14 protein-coding genes are annotated in these 18,493 nt (G+C 65.7%); 8 read left to right on the plus strand and 6 right to left on the minus strand.

The annotated features are described in order from the left end of the window. Nucleotides 1-116 precede the first annotated feature (116 nt). From rho to hutC, 5 genes are all read right to left on the minus strand, one after another. Nucleotides 117-1,379 carry a transcription termination factor Rho gene (gene rho, locus CR152_RS11745; protein ID WP_054268339.1) on the minus strand — a complete coding sequence of 421 codons (1,263 nt, stop codon included), beginning with the start codon at nucleotides 1,377-1,379 and terminating at the stop codon, nucleotides 117-119. A gap of 144 nt (nucleotides 1,380-1,523) precedes the next feature. Then, nucleotides 1,524-1,850 (minus strand): thioredoxin TrxA, encoded by a 327-nt coding sequence (gene trxA / locus CR152_RS11750; protein WP_099875075.1) that lies wholly within the window; start codon nucleotides 1,848-1,850, stop codon nucleotides 1,524-1,526. 304 nt (nucleotides 1,851-2,154) lie between these two features. Then, nucleotides 2,155-2,637 carry a response regulator gene (locus tag CR152_RS11755; RefSeq protein WP_099875076.1) on the minus strand — a complete coding sequence of 161 codons (483 nt, stop codon included), beginning with the start codon at nucleotides 2,635-2,637 and terminating at the stop codon, nucleotides 2,155-2,157. Between the two features lie 108 nt (nucleotides 2,638-2,745). Next, the gene (locus CR152_RS11760; RefSeq protein WP_099875077.1) at nucleotides 2,746-6,594 is read right to left on the minus strand and encodes an ABC transporter substrate-binding protein; all 3,849 of its coding nucleotides are present in this window, start codon (nucleotides 6,592-6,594) and stop codon (nucleotides 2,746-2,748) included. A gap of 138 nt (nucleotides 6,595-6,732) precedes the next feature. Continuing rightward, on the minus strand, nucleotides 6,733-7,452 hold the full coding sequence (hutC, locus tag CR152_RS11765; RefSeq protein WP_099875078.1) for a histidine utilization transcriptional repressor HutC: 720 nt from the start codon (nucleotides 7,450-7,452) through the stop codon (nucleotides 6,733-6,735). Between the two features lie 161 nt (nucleotides 7,453-7,613). Between hutC and ada the strand changes: the two genes are divergently transcribed. Then, complete coding sequence (gene ada, locus CR152_RS11770) at nucleotides 7,614-8,720, plus strand: bifunctional DNA-binding transcriptional regulator/O6-methylguanine-DNA methyltransferase Ada (RefSeq protein ID WP_099875079.1); 1,107 nt, start codon at nucleotides 7,614-7,616, stop codon at nucleotides 8,718-8,720. Continuing rightward, nucleotides 8,717-9,409, plus strand: a complete 693-nt coding sequence (locus CR152_RS11775; protein ID WP_099875080.1) for a 2OG-Fe(II) oxygenase — start codon at nucleotides 8,717-8,719, stop codon at nucleotides 9,407-9,409. The genes ada and CR152_RS11775 overlap by 4 nt, the downstream gene beginning before the upstream one ends. Nucleotides 9,410-9,669: 260 nt before the next feature. On the opposite strand, the gene CR152_RS11780 is transcribed toward CR152_RS11775, so the two are convergent. After that, nucleotides 9,670-10,380, minus strand: coding sequence for a transposase (locus CR152_RS11780; protein WP_229413354.1), 711 nt, complete (start codon nucleotides 10,378-10,380; stop codon nucleotides 9,670-9,672). A 228-nt stretch (nucleotides 10,381-10,608) separates the two neighbouring features. Between CR152_RS11780 and CR152_RS11785 the strand changes: the two genes are divergently transcribed. From CR152_RS11785 to CR152_RS11810, 6 genes are all read left to right on the plus strand, one after another. Then, nucleotides 10,609-12,288, plus strand: coding sequence for an amidohydrolase (locus CR152_RS11785; protein ID WP_099882224.1), 1,680 nt, complete (start codon nucleotides 10,609-10,611; stop codon nucleotides 12,286-12,288). Nucleotides 12,289-12,406: 118 nt separating this feature from the next. Then, nucleotides 12,407-14,119, plus strand: a complete 1,713-nt coding sequence (gene hutU / locus CR152_RS11790; RefSeq protein WP_099875081.1) for a urocanate hydratase — start codon at nucleotides 12,407-12,409, stop codon at nucleotides 14,117-14,119. A gap of 28 nt (nucleotides 14,120-14,147) precedes the next feature. Further along, nucleotides 14,148-15,713, plus strand: coding sequence for a histidine ammonia-lyase (gene hutH / locus CR152_RS11795; protein WP_099875082.1), 1,566 nt, complete (start codon nucleotides 14,148-14,150; stop codon nucleotides 15,711-15,713). Between the two features lie 40 nt (nucleotides 15,714-15,753). Further along, nucleotides 15,754-16,542, plus strand: coding sequence for an N-formylglutamate deformylase (gene hutG / locus CR152_RS11800; protein WP_099882226.1), 789 nt, complete (start codon nucleotides 15,754-15,756; stop codon nucleotides 16,540-16,542). Then, on the plus strand, nucleotides 16,539-17,912 hold the full coding sequence (locus CR152_RS11805) for a formimidoylglutamate deiminase (RefSeq protein ID WP_099875083.1): 1,374 nt from the start codon (nucleotides 16,539-16,541) through the stop codon (nucleotides 17,910-17,912). Before hutG ends, CR152_RS11805 begins: the two co-directional genes overlap by 4 nt. Continuing rightward, nucleotides 17,909-18,493 carry a HutD/Ves family protein gene (locus CR152_RS11810; RefSeq protein WP_099875084.1) on the plus strand — a complete coding sequence of 195 codons (585 nt, stop codon included), beginning with the start codon at nucleotides 17,909-17,911 and terminating at the stop codon, nucleotides 18,491-18,493. The genes CR152_RS11805 and CR152_RS11810 overlap by 4 nt, the downstream gene beginning before the upstream one ends.

Genomic DNA, 18,493 nt, shown 5'->3' on the forward strand with positions numbered 1-18,493 from the left:
GCTTCGGGTCAGGCTCCGGTTTTTCCGTTGAGGGGCGGCCCCCGGTGTGGTCTCGGTGTTGCCCAGAACGAAAAAAGGACGGCCGCAGCCGTCCTTTCGCGATGCTTTCGGGGGGATCAGCCGCCGCGGCGCATCATGTCGAAGAACTCATTGTTGTTCTTCGTGGCCTTCATCTTGTCGAGGATGAACTCCATCGCCTCGATCTCGTCCATCGAGTACAGCAGCTTGCGCAGGATCCAGATCTTCTGCAGCTGGTCGGCCTTGATCAGCAACTCTTCGCGGCGCGTGCCGGATTTGTTCAGGTTGATCGCAGGGTAGACGCGCTTCTCGGCCAGACGGCGCTCGAGGTGGACTTCCATGTTGCCGGTGCCCTTGAATTCCTCGTAAATCACGTCATCCATGCGCGAACCGGTTTCGATCAGGGCGGTGGCGATGATGGTGAGCGAGCCGCCTTCTTCGATGTTGCGTGCCGCACCGAAGAAACGCTTCGGACGCTGCAGCGCGTTGGCATCCACACCACCGGTCAGTACCTTGCCCGAGGCAGGGATCACGGTGTTGTAGGCGCGCGCCAGGCGGGTGATCGAGTCCAGCAGGATGATCACGTCTTTTTTCATTTCGACCAGGCGCTTGGCCTTTTCGAGCACCATTTCGGCCACTTGCACGTGGCGCGTGGCGGGTTCGTCGAAGGTCGAGGCAACCACTTCGCCGCGCACGGAGCGCTGCATTTCGGTCACTTCCTCAGGACGTTCGTCGATCAGCAGCACGATCAGGGTGCAGTCCGGATGGTTGGCCGTGATCGCGTGGGCGATGTGCTGCAAGATGACCGACTTGCCCGACTTCGGGGACGCCACCAGCAGGCCGCGCTGGCCCTTGCCGATCGGAGCGATCAGGTCGATGATGCGGCCGGTAATGTTTTCCTGGCCATTCATTTCGCGCTCGAGGCGCAGCGGCTCGTTCGGGTGCAGCGGGGTCAGGTTCTCGAACAGAATGCGGTGCTTGCTCGCTTCCGGAGATTCGCCATTGACCTTGTCGACCTTGACCAGCGCGAAATAGCGCTCGCCGTCTTTCGGGGTGCGCACTTCGCCTTCGATCGAATCGCCCGTATGCAGGTTGAAGCGGCGGATTTGCGAAGGCGAGATATAGATATCGTCGGTCGAGGCCATGTAGCTGGCATCGGGCGAGCGCAGGAAGCCGAAGCCGTCCGGCAGCACTTCGAGAGCGCCGTCGCCAAAAATCTGTTCGCCCGATTTCGCGCGCTTCTTGAGAATGGCGAACATCAGTTCTTGTTTGCGCAGGCGGGCTGCGTTGTCGATATCGAGGCCAATCGCCATCTCCAACAGAGCGGAGACGTGCATGGCCTTCAGTTCAGATAAGTGCATGAGTTGAGTCCCGTGACGGGAAGTAAAGGTAGGGGAGGGAACTGCGTGGGTTAATCATCTGGGAAGAAATCAGTCGAGGCCAACTCGCTTCCCGGCCGGACAAGACGGCAGCGCGGGCGCGCTGCGGTCACGTTGTACTTCGTCTTAAATATTGCTGTCGATGAAGGAGGTCAACTGACCCTTCGTCACCATGCCGATTTTTTTGGCCGCTACAACGCCATTCTTGAACAGAATCAGGGTCGGAATGCCGCGGATCTCGAACTTCGGCGGAATGCCCTGGTTGGCGTCCACATCCATCTTGGCGATGACCAGCTTGCCTTCGTATTCCTTGGCGACTTCTTCCAGGATCGGAGCGATGGCCTTGCACGGACCGCACCACTCGGCCCAGAAATCGACCAGCACCGGACGGTCCGACTTGAGGACATCCGCTTCAAAAGATGCATCGCTAACGTGTTTAATATTTTCGCTCATGTTTTCCTCTAAATGAGGTAGGGGGTCAATAACGCCTGGGGGATAAGCCGACCCTGCTTCGGGGAACCTCGAACCACCTGCCGCGCGGCGCACGATGCGTTCTGCGAGGCTCGCCGTACCTTGGTACGGCTGCGCTTCTCGAACATATCTTGTGCCGCTCGCGACGGTTTTCGAAGTCCCCTTCGGTATCGCCAGCCAGTTTCCTTTTTCATCTTGCAACACTATGGTGGTGACGGTGTGTGCAAATTCAATATAGGGAAGGGCGGCAGAGGGTATCAGGCGGGGATTTAGCCGAAATAATAACCTATTTTCCCGAAAGGGGAGAAAGATTGTACGAATTCTCTTGCCCCGGGCTGTACGCTGCCACCAGCGGGGCCAGCGCTGCCTGCAGTTCCTGGGCGCTGATCGGCTTCTTGAAAGCGCCCAGCACGTTCAGTCCGTGCGCCTTGGCCAGCCGCTCGGCCGCCTTGCGCACGCCGCTGTCCATGCCCGAGAGCAGCATCACGCCGCCGCCGAAACCGGCCGCGGCCGCCGCCTGCATGAATTCGATGCCATCCATGTCGGGCATCGACAGGTCGCAGATCAGCAGCGCCGGCGCATCGGACGCCAGGCTGGCCAGGGCGCGCTTGGCGTCCGATTCGGCGCGCACCTCGAAACTGACGGCGGCGCCGGCCGCGGCGCCGATATCGGCCAGCATGTCGGCCAGCAGTTCCAGCATAAAATGATCGTCGTCCAGCAGCAGCACGCGGATGCGTGGGGCCGGGGCCTTGTTGGCGGGGTCGTCCATGGTTGTCTTTAGCGGCTGTTATTGTCGTTATTGGCGTCACGCGAACTGGCGCATGCCCAGCTATTATCCCGGAGATCGCCTCCGAACGGCAGGTGCGCGCGCGTTTTTTTAGGCGTCGTTGGCAAATGTCGTGTTCTGCATGATCTGTTCGGTGATGCGCGCCAGCAGCGGCCAAAGCTGGGCAACCAGGGCCCTGGCCTCGGCCCGTTCGGTGGCCGGGCTGCCATGGGCCAGGTTTTCCAGGCGCAGGCACAGCTCGCCCATGCCCATCGCCCCCACCGTGCGCGCCGACGACTTGATGCGGTGGCCCAGCTCGCGCACGCGATCGATGTCGCCGGCCGCCAGCGCCGCTTCCATCTCGTCGAAACCGGCCTGGGTGGTCTGCAGGAACTTGAAGGCGAACTTGCGCACCTTGTCCTGATTGTAGCTGAGCAGCTTGGCCAGCACCGTCAGGTCGATCACCTCCGGGTCGCCCGCCACCGTGCGAAAGCCGGGCTGGGACGGCGCGGCCGGCGCCGCCACCGCCGCCGGCACGCGCAGCGGCAGCCAGCGCGCCACCGCGTCGCACAGCACCACCGGCTGGATCGGTTTGCTGATGAAGTCATCCATGCCGGCCTGCATGCAGCGCTCGCGGTCCGCGCTGGTGGCGTTGGCCGTCATGGCCAGCACGCGCAGGCCGGCCAGGCGCGGGTCGAGGCGGATCAGGCGCGTGGCCTGCAAGCCGTCCATGACCGGCATCTGCACATCCATCAGCACGCAGTCGAAACTGGCCTTGGCCAGCAGATCGAGCGCTTCCAGGCCGTTCTGCGCCAGGCATACCACGCAGCCGGCTTCCTCCAGCATTTCGAGGGCGATCTGCTGGTTGAAGATATTATCCTCCACCAGCAGGATGCGCGCGCCGCGCAGCAGCGCATCCTGGCCGGGCGCGCGCGCGCCGGCCGCGGCGCCATCGCTACCGGCGTGGGCGCCGACGGCGGCCGGATCGAGCTTGCCCACGCGCGCCGTAAACCAGAAGCAGCTGCCGCTGCCCGGATGGCTCTCGACCCCGACGTCGCCCCCCATCAGCTGCGCCAGCTGCTTGCAGATCGCCAGTCCCAGGCCGGTGCCGCCGTATTCGCGCGTGGTCGAGGTGTCGGCCTGCTGGAACGACTGGAACAGCTTGGCCGTCTGCTCCGGCGTGAGGCCGATGCCGTTGTCGCACACCTGGAAGCGCAGCAGGCAGTCGTCGGCGCGGTCGTCGATATTGTCGATCCGGATCGTGATGCTGCCGCTGTCGGAAAACTTGATCGCATTGTGGGTATAGTTGATCAGCACCTGGCCCAGGCGCAGCGGATCGCCCTGCAGCGCCGGCGGCAGCGCCGGATCGAGCTCGAACACCAGCGCCAGGTCCTTGGTGGCGGCCTTGGGCGCGACCACCGTCGACAGGGTCTGGATCACATGGTCGAGCGTGAAGGCGACCATTTCCACTTCCAGCTTGCCCGCCTCGATCTTGGAAAAGTCGAGGATATCGTCGATGATGCCCAGCAGGTGCTCGCCGGCGAAGCGGATTTTTTCGATGTAGTCGCGCTGGCGCGGATTGAGGTCGGTCTTGAGCGCCAGGTAGGCCATGCCGATCACCCCATTCATGGGGGTGCGGATTTCGTGGCTCATATTGGCCAGGAACTGGCCCTTGGCCATGCTCGCTTCCTCGGCCACCTTCTTGGCCTGGTCCAGCTGCGCGGTGCGCTGCTGCACGCGCTCTTCCAGGTGCTCGTTCAATTCGCGCAGCTGCTGCTCGTTGCCGATGCTCGCGCTCATATCGACCATCATCGCGATCAGGTACTCGCTCTGGCCCTGCTCATTGCAGACCGGTTTCCGGATGGTGCGCACATGCTGCTCGCGGCCGAGGCGCGCGTTGTACACCGTCTCGACATCGTCGAGCATCACGCCGCCGGCGAAGGCTTCGCGTTCGCGCGCGCTCAGCATGCCGCCCGTGCCCTGTTCGTCCCCGCTCAACTGCGCCAGGGTCAGGCCGAACTGGCTCTCGCAGGCGCTGTTCACGAGCGTCACGCGGCCCTCGGTATCCTTGATGTACAGGCCGATCGGCATCATCTGCAAAATCTCGTGCAGGCGCGCCGCCAGCGCCTTGAGCGTCTGCTCGGCGCGCTGGCGCTCGCTGATGTCGCGCAGCGACACGATGGTCAGCGTATGGCCCTGCAACTGCATCGGCGTGCGATTGACTTCGGCCGGAAACTGGCTGGCGTCGCGCCGCTGCGCCGTGAGCACCTGGTTTGGCGCGCCGGGCGTGCGCACGCCCGGTGCAAGCTGCTCGGCCGGCATGCCGATCAGGGTCTCGAGCGCATACCCGAAGCTGCTCGCGCACAGATGGTTGGCATGGCGGATGCGGCCGTCGGCGTCGAGCACCAGCATCGCTTCCGGCGACGCTTCCAGCACCGCGCGCACGCGCGCCTCCTCGGCTTGCTTGCGGTCGCCGATATCGGCCATGGTGCCGCTCACGCAGCGGGCGCGCGACTTCGCATCGCGTTCGACCACGATGCCGCGCCCGAGCATCCACTTCCAGCGGCCATCCTTGCAGCGCATGCGAAATTCGCATGCCAGCACGTTGCTGCCGGTCGCGGGCGACCTGAGGCAGGCGGAAAGATCGGCCTTCAGGCGTGCCACGTCTTCCGGGTGCACATGCAGCAGCCAGGCGTTGAAATCGACCCCGAACTCTTCCGGGCCATAGCCGAGCAGCTCCTTGAAGCGCGCCGACAACACCAGCTCGCCGCTGTGCTGGACCCACTCCCAGGTGCCATGGCCGGAGCCGTCGAGCGCGAAGCGCAGCAGGTTCTCGCTGCTGGCCAGCTGTGCGCGCGTGGCCGCGAGGACGGTGCGTTCGGTACGCAGGGTGGCCGCCATGCGCCGCAGGCGCCACAGGGCCACGCCGGCCACCAGCAGCAGCGCCGCCAGCGCCAGCGCGGCCAGGTAAGCGGGCGGCCCGTGCTGGCGCGGCGCCTGGTACAGGAAGCCATCGAGCGTAAACCCGGCCGGCAGCAGGCCAAGACTGGCGTAGGCGGCCGCGATGGCGCGCCAGCGTTCCGGATTGCTGTAGCCCGGCTCCAGCATGTCCGCCTCCATCAGCGGCACGATGCCGCGCGCCTCGTACAGCAGGTGCTCGCGGCTGAGTCGATGCGGATAGCGGGCCCGGATCAGGTCCACGATGTCGGCCTGGTGCGCCAGCGCATAGCTCCAGCCGCGCAGGGTGGCCGCGCGCATGGCGGCTGCGCGCGCCGGATGCTCGCGCAGTTCGGTCTCGCTGGTAAACAACAGGTCGCCGTAAAAATCGATGCCGGCCGAGCGCGGCGTGAGCATCGTAACGGGGGTCTGCGCGCGTTCGAGCAGGTAAGGCTGGTCGGTGCTGAAGGCCGACATGGCCGCCACCCGGCCGCTGGCCAGGTCGCCCACGTTATAACTGTGCCGCACCTGCGCATAGTTGGCCAGCGGCGCCCCGAACTTCTTCATAAAGACCAGCAGCTCCACGCTGTTGGGCGAAATCATCACCGTGCCGGTGGGCGGCAACTGCGGCTGCCCGTCGGCGCCGGCGCGCGCCAGCAGCACCGCCGGCGAATGCTGGAACACCGACGCCAGCACCACCACCGGCTTGCCGCGCCCGCGCGCCACCAGCAGATTCGAATTGGCCACCCCATACTCGGCCGCGCCCGAGGTCACCGCCGACACCGCGTCGTCGCCGCGCTCGGCCTCGCGCAACGTCACGTCCAGTCCCGCCTCGCGGTAAAAACCCTGTTCCTGGGCCGCGTAATAGCCGGCGAACTGGAACTGGTGCTGCCACTTGAGCTGGACCACGACTTTTTCCAGCGCCAGCGCGTCCGCGCCCGTCAGCGCCGCCGCCAGCAGGGCGCAGGTGCGCAGCCAGCGCAACGCGTCACGGGGGCGGGTGGACAAGGTCGGAAAGGGCATGGCGGGGCCATCGGAAGTGGAGTTAGGCTACCTCCATAGTAGCCATTTTTTGACTCCGGGAATTTACCAAAAGGAATCTTCGCCTATCGTGCGGGCAAAAGTGTCGTATTTCTGCTGTTGCTGAGGGATTCGGCCTGCTCAGCCGACCTTGCCGGTGAACTGATACAGCTGGCCGGGATGCCACATTGTCACGACCGACGCGATTTGTCCAAGGGCGTGTGTCTTGCGCTTGAGCACCAGACAACACTGGCGCGGTCCGATCGCCAGCATCGCGGCGATGTCGCGCGGGGCGGGCAGGGCCTCGATGCTGTAGCTCGCGCTTTGCAGGGGCGCGGCCTTCATCAGGTGCTCGTTGGGTGTGATGGCCGCAAAATCCTGGGCCAGGTAATCGGGCGCGCAAGCCGGATTGACCCAGCGGTCCTCGACCTGGATCGGCACCTCGTTCTCGAAATGCACGATCACCGAATGAAACAGCGGCTGGCCGGGCGCCAGCGCGAACTGCAGCGCCAGCAGCTCGCTGGCGCGCGCCTTATCGAGCAGGTGCAAGCTGCTGTGGTGACGGTGGCCGCGGGCGCGGATTTCATCGGCGATGCTGCGGATTTCCACCAGCGTGGCCTGGTACTTCTGCGGCGCCACATAGGTGCCCGAGCCCTGGCGGCGCGTCAGCACCTGCTCGGCGGTCAGCTCGCGCACGGCGCGGTTGACGGTCATGCGCGAGACCCCGAACTGGCGCACCAGGGCCTGCTCGGACGGCACCACATCGCCCTCCTTCCAGCGCCCGGCGGCGATTTCGCCCAGCAGATAATCCTTGATGCGCTGGAAAATCGGCGTCGTGTCTTGCGCAATCTGCTGTTCCAAACTACTCTCCGAAGGCCGGCTCAAACCCTGATTCTAGCACCGTGGCCGCGGCGCCGGATTCAAAAGCAAGCAGCGGGATGACCGCCGGCGCCGGGCCACCTACGATGGGTGCATGCGATTCGATCGCGAACCGGATCAGGAACGGCAGCGGGAGCACAGCCATGACAACAGCAATGAACATGAACAGTGCCGGCAGCAGCACCGGCTACGACAACGACGACGCGCGCTGGGCCGCGGTGCAGCGGCGCGACGCCGGCGCCGATGGCGTCTTTTATTACTCGGTCAGGACCACGGGCGTCTACTGCCGGCCCTCGTGCGGCGCGCGCGCCGCCCTGCGCGCCAACGTCGCTTTCCACCCCAGCGGCGCCGAGGCCGTGCGGGCCGGCTTTCGGCCCTGCCTGCGCTGCAAGCCGGACCAGCCGCCGCTGGGCGAACGCCACGCCCAGATGGTGGCGCGCGCCTGCCGCCTGATCGACGCCAGCGAGGCCGGATTGGACCTCGACAGCCTGGCCGAGGCGTGCGGCATGAGCCGCTTCCATTTTCACCGCGTCTTCAAGCACCACACCGGCATCACGCCCAAGGCCTACGCCGCCGCGCGCCGCGCCGGCAAGGTCGACGCCGGCCTGGCCACGGCCGGCAGCGTCACCGAAGCCATTTACGCGGCCGGCTACAACTCCAGCGCGCGCTTTTACGCCAGCGCCCCCGCGCGGCTCGGCATGACCCCCACCGCCTGGCGCGCCGGCGGCAGCGGCACCGTGATCCGCTTCGCGATCGGCGCCTGCTCGCTCGGCGCGATCCTGGTCGCGTCCACCGACAAGGGCATCTGCGCCATTTTGATCGGCGACGACCCCGACCTGCTGGCGCGCGACCTGCAGGACCGCTTCCCCGCGGCCGACCTGCGCGGCGCCGACGCCGGCTTCGAGGCCACGGTCGCGCGCGTGGTCGGCCTGGTCGAAGCGCCCGGCGTCGGTCTCGACCTGCCGCTCGACGTGCGCGGCACCGCCTTCCAGCAGCGCGTATGGCAGGCGCTGCGCGACATCCCGGCCGGGCAGACCGTCAGCTACGCCGAACTGGCCGCGCGCATTGGCTTGCCGGCCGGAGCGCGCGCGATTGCCGGGGCGTGCGCCGCCAATCCGGTCGCGGTGGCGATTCCCTGTCACCGGGTGGTGCGCACGGACGGCACGCTGTCCGGCTACCGCTGGGGCGTCGAGCGCAAGCGCATCCTGCTCGAGCGCGAGCGCGAGAGCGGCGATGGTGGCGCGGCATGAGCGTGGCGATCGACTGGGACCGGATCGGCGCCGGCCTCGATGCGCACGGGTGCGCCGTGGTGGAAGGCCTGCTCGATGCGCGGGACTGCCGCGCCTATGCCGGCGCCTACGACGACGAAGCGCGCTACCGCAGCCGGGTGGTGATGGAGCGGCATGGTTTCGGGCGCGGCGAGTACCGCTATTTCGGGTACCCGCTGCCCGGGGGGCTGGCGGCGCTGCGCGCGGCGCTGTACGAACCGCTGGCGCGCATTGCCAACCGCTGGCATGAGGCGATGGGGATCGAGACGCGTTTCCCGGCGCGTCACGGCGAGTTCCTGGCGCGCTGCCACGCGGCGGGGCAGGAGCGGCCCACGCCCCTGATCCTGCGCTATCGCGAAGGCGACTACAACTGCCTGCACCAGGACCTGTACGGCGAACACGTGTTCCCCTTGCAGGTTGCGGTACTGCTGTCGCAGCCGGGGGAAGATTTCACCGGCGGCGAATTCGTGCTGACCGAACAGCGCCCACGGATGCAATCGCGGGTCGAGGTGGTGGGGTTGGGGCAGGGCGACGCCGTGATCTTCCCGGTGAACCAGCGGCCGGTGAACGGCACCCGCGGCGTCTACCGCGTCAGCATGCGGCACGGCGTGAGCCGCTTGCGCTCCGGGCAGCGCCACACCCTCGGCATCATCTTCCACGACGCCGAATAGTCCTACAACCGGGGTCAGAGCTCTAATTTGAAATTTTCCCCATAATCCGTCAACCGAAGTCAGTTTTCTTACAACCGGGGTCAGAGCTTTAATTAGAAATCATTGCCCGTGGTCTAGTCTCGACACCGTCCTCGCCGCCTTGGCATAGTCCTACAACCGGGGTCAGAGCTCTAATTTGAAATTTTCCCCATAATCCGTCAACCGAAGTCAGTTTTCTTACAACCGGGTCAGAGCTTTAATTAGAAATCATTGCCCGTGGTCTAGTCTCGACACCGTCCTCGCCGCCTTGGCATGACGTCGTTTCCGCTGACGATTGCCATCCGCTCAATGAACTCTTCGCTTCCAAATACGGCGTTCCGATTAGTGGCGTGGCGTACTTGCTCGATCATTGTCCAAGCCATTTCTTCCTCGAACAATGCGCGATACCTGAGCTGGCATTCGAGCCGCTCCGTGCCGAGTGCTGCATAGAGAGCGTGCGGTTCGATAATGTTGCTTGCTCCTCCGTATGCATTCGCCTGATAACTCGACCACCGGTAGTCCAGCGGGTGAGCTACCATGCCGGCGCGCACCGGGTTCAGTTCGATATAGCGCTGACACACAAACAGATATTGTGCGTCCTGGACCAGGCACGAGCGATATCGTCCCTGCCATAGCGTGCCCGTTCGGTTGCGGCGCCGGTTGACATACGGAACGTAGCGCTCTCCCAACGTTTTCATCATGGTCGCCGGCGATGAGCAAGACTGCGGAGATACCAGTAAATGCACATGGTTCGTCATCAGCACATACGCATGTACGCGACATTCTGCCTGTTGAGCTGAAAGTCGAAGCATATCGAGATACACGAGATAGTCCGCTTCAGCAAAAAAGCAAGGCGTGCGGTTATTGCCTCGCTGAATGATATGAAGAGGAATGTCGGGGATAATCAGACGGGTTCGGCGGGGCATAAGGTGCTCCGGAAAAATGGTGGGCATAGACAACCTGCGTCAGCGTAACGCCTTAGACGGTGTGATCATGGCGCTGCATCAATTGCGTGCGTTTTATTGCTAATCAGAGCTCTGACCCCGGTGTTGCACCTGTGTTGTAACAGCGTGTAATTGGGAATTGAATTGCTAGTCAAAGCTCTGACCCCGGTTAAGCAACAAGTTGACGAGGAGGCAAAGCGCGCTACACTTTGGGCTTGCCCACCGAATGGAGAAATGATGCGTCCGATCCCTTTGCCGTGCTGCCTCGCCATCCTCGCCGCCTTCGGTGCGGCCGCGCCGGCGCAGGCTGACACCGTCCTCGATAACGCCAACGGCTATACCCTCAACAGCCGCAACGAGCTGCTGCGCTTCACGTCCCTGGCGTTCGATGACGAGGGCCGTATCCTGGCCGTCGGCAGCGCCGCCCAGACCCGCGCCAAAGCGCCCAAGGCGCGCCATATCGATCTGCAGGGAAAAACCGTCCTCCCCGGCCTGATCGACGCCCACGGCCACGTGTTCGGCCTGGGCGAGATGCTCACCCAGCTCGACCTGGCCGGCAGCGCCACCCTGGCCGACGCCCTGAAAGCAGCCACCGACTACGCGCGTGCCAATCCCGCGCACGCCTGGCTGCGCGGCCGTGGCTGGAACCAGGAAATCTGGAAACTGGGCCGCTTCCCCACCGCCGCCGAACTCGATGGCGCCGTCGCCGACCGCCCCATCTGGCTCGAACGGGTCGACGGCCACGCCGGCTGGGCCAACACGCGCGCCATGCAACTGGCCGGCATCACCAGGGATACCCCCGACCCGGCCGGCGGCAAGATCGTGCGCGACGCCGACGGCAACGCCACCGGTGTGCTGATCGACGCCGCCCAGGACCTGGTGGCCAAAGTCCTGCCCAAGCAGTCCGAGGCCCAGGCACGCGTCGTCCTCGACCGCGCCCTCCAGCAGATCGCGCAAATGGGCCTGACCAGCGTGCACGATGCGGGCGTCAACGTGGGCCAGGATGCCCTCTACCGCAGCTACGCCGATCAGGGCAAGCTGACGGCGCGCGTGTACGGCATGATCGGCGACGTCGGCGCCGACTTCGACCAGCTCTCGGCCAGGGGCCCGCTCAAGACCTACGCCAGCGATCTGTATGCGCTGCGCGCGGTCAAGCTGTATTCGGACGGTGCCCTGGGCAGCCGCGGCGCGGCGCTCATCGCGCCCTATAGCGACGAACCCAAGTCGCTCGGCCTGCTGTTTCGCCAGAACGCCGATATCCACGCAATGATGGACAAGGCCATGCGGGGCGGCTACCAGGTCAACGTGCACGCCATCGGCGATGCCGGCAACCGCCAGATCCTCGATGGCTACCAGCAGCTGATCGCGCGCTATAAGAGCAAAGGCGGCGCCGCGCTGCGCCACCGCGTCGAGCACGCGCAGGTCGTGGCGCCGTCCGATATCGCGCGCTTCAAGACCATCGGCATCGTGCCGTCGATGCAGCCGACCCACGCCACGTCCGACATGAACATGGCCGAACAGCGCGTCGGCCCGGAGCGCATCAAGGGCGCCTACGCCTGGCGCACTTTTCTCAAGCAAGGCTCGCGCATCGCCTGCGGATCGGACTTTCCGGTGGAGTCGTCCAACCCCTTCTTCGGCATCCACGCGGCCGTCACGCGCCAGGACGCCGCGGGCCGGCCGGCCGCCGGCTGGTACGCCAACGAGGCGATGACGCTCAAGGAAGCGCTGCGCTGCTTCACGCTCGACGCGGCATGGGCCGGCCATCAGGAAAAAACCACCGGCTCGCTGGAGAAGGGAAAATGGGCCGATTTCATCGTCGTCGACCAGGACCTGTTCACCATGCCGGCGGCCGATATCCACAAGGTCGGCGTGCTGCAAACCTGGGTCGCAGGGCGCCAGGTGTTCAAAAAAGAGTAAGCCCGAAGGGGCGCATAAATGATTTGACTTGGTTGTATATACAACTTAGACTTTGAAACTGCACGGGGCGCGTGCCGCTTGCGCACGCGCCTGCCCCTAAACTCTTGAAGGAGATGCCATGACCACCGATCCGACCAGTTTCGATGACGATCCCCGCTTCGACGCCAGCCGCACGATCCGCGCTCCGCGCGGCACCGAACTGGCTTGCAAAAGCTGGCTGACGGAGGCGGCCTACCGCATGATCCAGAATAATCTGGACGCGGAGGTGGCGGAAAACCCCAAGCACCTGGTGGTCTACGGCGGCATCGGCCGGGCGGCCCGCAACTGGGCCTGCTACGACCAGATCCTCGCATCCCTGCGCGAACTGGAAGACGACCAGACCTTGCTGATCCAGTCGGGCAAACCGGTCGGCGTGTTCCAGACCCACCCGGACGCGCCGCGCGTTCTGATCGCCAACTCGAACCTGGTGCCCAAGTGGGCCAACTGGGAACACTTCAATGAACTCGATCGCAAGGGCCTGTTCATGTACGGCCAGATGACGGCCGGCAGCTGGATCTACATCGGCACCCAGGGCATCGTGCAGGGCACGTACGAAACCTTCGCCGAGGCGGGCCGCCAGCATTTCGGCGGCGACTGGGGCGGACGCTGGATTCTCACCGCGGGCCTGGGCGGCATGGGTGGCGCGCAGCCGCTGGCAGCCACTTTCGCCGGCGCGGTCTCGCTCAATATCGAGTGCCAGCAAAGCAGCATCGACTTCCGCCTGCGCACCCGCTACCTGGACAAGCAGGCCAGGGATATCGACGACGCCATCGCGCTGATCAAGCAGCACACGGCCGCGCGCGAAGCGGTGTCGATTGGCTTGCTGGGCAACGCGGCCGACGTGCTGCCGGAGCTGGTGCGGCGCGCCAAGGCCGGCGGCCTGGTGCCGGACATGGTGACCGACCAGACCTCTGCGCATGACCTGATCAACGGCTACCTGCCGCGCGGCTGGACGGTCGAGCAGTGGAAGGCGGCGCAGAAGGATCCGTCCCAGCATGCGCGCCTGACCGCCGAGGCGGCGGCATCGTGCGCGGTGCATGTGCAGGCCATCCTCGACTTCCACGCCATGGGCGTGAAGGCCGTCGATTACGGCAACAACATCCGCCAGGTGGCCAAGGATCAGGGCGTGCTCGATGCCTTCGCCTTCCCCGGCTTCGTGCCGGCGTATATCCGGCCCCAGTTCTGCGAGGGCCGTGGCCCGTTCCGCTGGGTGGCGCTGTCGGGCGACCCGGAAGATATCTACAAGACCGATGCCAAGATCAAGGAGCTGTTCCCGGAGCAGAAGCAGGTGCACCACTGGCTCGACATGGCGCGCGAGCGCATCGCCTTCCAGGGGCTGCCGGCGCGTATTTGCTGGCTGGGCCTGGGCGAGCGTCATATCGCCGGCCTGGCCTTCAACGAAATGGTGCGCACGGGAGAGCTGAAAGCGCCCATCGTCATCGGCCGTGACCATCTCGATACCGGCTCGGTCGCCAGCCCGAACCGCGAAACGGAAGCCATGCGCGACGGCACCGATGCGGTGTCCGACTGGCCGCTCCTGAACGCGCTTCTCAATACCGCGGGCGGCGCCACCTGGGTGTCGCTGCATCACGGCGGCGGCGTCGGCATGGGCTACTCGCAGCATTCGGGCGTGGTCATCGTGGCCGACGGCACCGAGGCCGCCGCCAAACGGCTGGCACGGGTGCTGGTCAACGACAGTGGCTCTGGCGTCATGCGCCACGCCGACGCCGGCTATGAGACAGCGGTCGCCTGCGCCAAGCGCAATGGCTTGAACCTGCCGATGGTTCCGTAACCTCCACGCACATCTAACCAGAGCAAACATGAACACGACTTCGAACAAGGGCTGGACCCTCACTCCCGGCGCGATGAGCATGGCCGACCTGCGCGCCGTGTGGGCCGCACCAGGCGCGCTGACGCTGGCGCCTTCGGCTTACCCGGTCATCAAGGCTTCGGCCGCGGCGGTCGACGCCATCGTCGCCAAGGGCGATGCCGCCTACGGCATCAACACCGGTTTCGGCATCCTGGCCAAGACCCGCATTCCGGACGAAAAACTGGAAGAACTGCAGCGCAACCTGATCCTGTCGCACTCGGTCGGCACCGGTGCGCTGCTGTCGGACGCGGTGGTGCGCCTGATCGTGCTGATGAAAATCGGCAGCCTGGCGCGCGGCTTTTCGGGCGTGCGCCCGCTCATCATCGATACCCTGATCGCGCTGTACAACGCCGGCATCATGCCCGCCATTCCGGCCAAGGGCTCGGTCGGCGCCTCGGGCGACCTGGCGCCGCTGGCGCACATGACCTTGGCGATGCTGGGCGTGGGCCAGGTGCGCGTGAACGGCGAACTGCTCGACGCGGCGGACGCGCTCAAGGCCGCCGGCATCGCGCCGGTGGTGCTCGGCCCCAAGGAAGGGCTGGCGCTGATCAACGGCACCCAGGTGTCGACCGCGCTGGCGCTGCATGGCCTGTTCATGACCGAACGCCTGCTGGAAGCGGCCATGGTGGCCGGTTCCCTGTCGCTGGACGCGGCCAAGGGCAGCGATGCGCCGTTCGACGCGCGCGTGCATGAAGTGCGCGGCCAGCCGGGCCAGATCGCGGCCGCCGCGATCTACCGCCAGCTGGTGGCGTCGAGCGCGATCCGCGCCTCGCACCTGGTCGGCGACGAGCGTGTACAGGACCCTTACAGCCTGCGCTGCCAGCCGCAAGTCATGGGCGCGATCATGGACCTGATCGCGAACGTGTCGCGCACCCTGCTGATCGAAGCGAATGCTGTCACCGACAATCCGCTCATTTTCGCCGACACCGGCGAGATTATCTCGGGCGGCAATTTCCACGCCGAGCCGGTCGCCTTTGCGGCCGACACGCTGGCGCTGGCGATCGCCGAAATCGGCGGCCTGGCCGAGCGCCGCATCGCGCTGCTGATCGACGCCACCTTGTCGGGTCTTCCGCCATTCCTGGTGCGCGAGCCGGGCGTCAATTCGGGCTTCATGATCGCCCACGTGACCGCGGCCGCGCTGGCGTCGGAAAACAAGTCGCTGGCCCATCCGGCCAGCGTGGACAGCCTGCCCACGTCCGCCAATCAGGAAGACCATGTGAGCATGGCCACCTTTGCGGCGCGCCGTCTGGACGACATGGCGCAAAATACGGCGGTGATTGTGGCCATCGAGCTGCTGGCCGCGGCGCAGGGGATCGATTTCCACCGTCCGCTCACCTCCTCGCCGCACCTGGAGCACGTGCATCAGCAATTGCGCCAGAAGGTGCCGTTTTTTGACGCCGACCGCTTTTTTGCCCCGGATATCGAGGCGGCGCGCCAGATGGTGCTGGGCGGTGAGTTGAGTGCTTCCTGCAAGCCGCTGTTCGCGGCGCTGTACAGCGCTGTGCCCTCGCATTGATAATCGGGCCATAATGTAAAAAAGGTAAAGGTGGGTGATCATGGATTTTGAGTTCAAGGCGGGCAGTATTCCTTTGCTGGTGTCGATGCCGCACGTGGGTACCGACATCCCGGACGACATCGCCGCGCGTCTGTCGCGCGACGCGCTGGCCCGTCCCGACACCGACTGGCACCTGGCGCAGCTGTACGGTTTCCTGGGCGAGATGGGCGCGTCGACCCTGGCGGCGCGCTGGTCGCGCTATGTGATCGACCTCAATCGCCCGCCGGAAGACACCAACCTGTATCCGGGCCTGGACACGACCGGGCTTTGTCCGGTCGACACCTTCGCCAACACGGCGCTGTACCAGGAAGGCCAGGCCCCCGACGAGAACGACGTGCGCGGACGCCTTATCCGCTACTGGCAGCCGTATCACCGCCAGCTGCGTTCGGAAATCGACCGCCTGCTGGCGCTGCACGGCAGGGTGGTGCTGTGGGACGCCCATTCGATCGCCTCGGTGGTGCCGCGCTTTTTCGACGGGCGCCTGCCGGACCTCAATTTCGGCACTGCCCAGGGCACCTCGTGCGCGCCGGGGCTGGAGCAGGCGGTGGTGGGCGTGGCGCAGGCGCAGGACCGTTTTTCGGTCGCCGTCAATGGGCGCTTCAAGGGCGGCTATATCACGCGCCACTACGGCCAGCCGGACGTGAACGTGCATGCGATCCAGCTCGAGATGTGCCAGGTCCTGTACATGGATGAAAGCGCGCCGTTCGCTTACCGTCCCGAGATTGCGGCCCAGGTCCAGCCGCTGCTGCGCAAGCTCGCCGAAGCCGCGGTGGGCTGGGTGCGCTCATGAGCGAGCCGCGCGTCCTTTTCGCGCGCCAGGCATTGCTGGCGCAGGGCTGGCAGGCCGATGTGCGGCTTGAGTGGGATGCCGGCGGCACGCTGCTGTCCGTCACGCCTGGCGTGCAGCACGACGGCGAGCCGCTGGCCGACCTGGTCTTGCCGGGCATGGTCAACCTGCATTCGCACGCGTTCCAGCGCGCCCTTGGCGGCCTGACCGAAACCGCGGGCGAGGGGCCGGACAGCTTCTGGACCTGGCGCCAGCTGATGTACCGCTTTGCGCGCAACATCACGCCAGAACATATCGAGGCCATCGCCGCGCAGCTGTTTTCCGAATGCCTGCGCCACGGTTATACCTCGGTGTGCGAATTTCATTACGTGCAGCGCGACCAGGACGGCGCGATGTACGCGCGGCCGGCGGAAACGGCCGAACGCGTCGTCGCCGCCGCGCAATTGACCGGCATCGGCGTGACCATGCTGCCGGTGTTGTACAGCTACGCCGGCTTTGGAGAAAAACCGCTGGCGCCGGAGCAGCAGCGCTTCCGTACCGATGCCGCCGACGTGCTGCGCATCGTCGACGCGCTTGAACCTTTGCGCAGCGGCCAGGTCGAAGCCGGCGTGGCACCGCATTCGCTGCGCGCGGCATCGCTCGGGCAGATCCGCGAGGTGCTGGCGGCGCTGCCGGCCAGCCGCCCGCTGCACATTCACATCGCCGAGCAGCAGGGCGAAGTGGAGCAGTGCCTGGCGTTGACCGGGCAACGCCCGGTGCGTCATCTGATGGAGCAAGTCGCGATTGACGCGCGCTGGTGCCTGGTGCACGCCACCCATCTGGACGATGGCGAGGTGGCCGCGCTGGCCGCCAGCGGCGCCGTGGCGGGCCTGTGCCCGACCACGGAGGCGAACCTGGGCGACGGCCTGTTCCCGCTGGCGCCATTCCTGGCCGCCGGCGGGCGTATCGGCATCGGCAGCGACAGCCACGTGTCGCAGTCGCCGGTGGAGGAACTGCGCTGGCTCGAATACGGCCAGCGCCTGCTGCACCAGAAGCGCAATGTGGCGTCGTCGCCGGCCCAGCGCCGGGTCGGCGACTTTTTGTGGCAGGGCGCCTTGCAGGGCGGCGCGCTGGCCAGCGGGCGCCCGGTGGGCGCGCTGGCGGCAGGCAAACGGGCCGACCTGCTGGTGCTCGACAGCGATTCGGCGAATCTGGCCGGCATCGGCGCGCAGGATGTGCTGGGTAGCCTGGTTTTCTGCGGTAACGACAATCTTGTCCGGGATGTGGTGGTGGGCGGCCGCTGGGTCGTGCGCAATCACGAGCACATTGCGCAAACGGCGATTGCGCAGCGCTACAAACAGACCATCGCCGCACTGCGCAAGCTACGACCATGACCGTCCTGATTCCCTTTGCCAGCCTGGAAGCGTCGCCGTGGAAAAACGGCGGCGGCAGTACCACCGAAATCGCGATCTCGCCGCCGCAGGCGGGGCTCGATACTTTTGATTGGCGCATCAGCCTCGCCACCATCGCCAGCAGCGGACCGTTCTCGGTCTTTCCCGGCATCGACCGCACCCTGGCGCTGGTCGAAGGCCCGGGCGTGACGCTCGATATCGATGGCAACGGCCGTTTTGTGCTCGGCGACGACGAGCCGGTAGTGGAGTTTGCCGGCGAATCGCAAGTCATTGCCACCGTCGGGGCGCAGCCGACCACGGATTTCAATGTCATGACGCGGCGCGAACGCTGCCATCACCAGATGGGCAAGCGCAGCCTGTCGGGCATGTCCGGCTTTGCCACCCGCGCCGACGTGACGGTATTGTTCCTGGCCGAAGGCGACAGCCTGGAAGTGAGCAGCGACGACGAACGGATCGGCATGGTGCGCTACGACGCGGTGCTGTTCGAGGGCGACTCCATCTGGACCCTCGAAGCGGGCCAGGCGACGATCTTCATCGTCGATATTTACTTTGACCGGGACTAG

Origin of the sequence: Massilia violaceinigra (assembly GCF_002752675.1) — a bacterium.
Lineage (GTDB): Bacteria > Pseudomonadota > Gammaproteobacteria > Burkholderiales > Burkholderiaceae_D > Telluria_A > Telluria_A violaceinigra.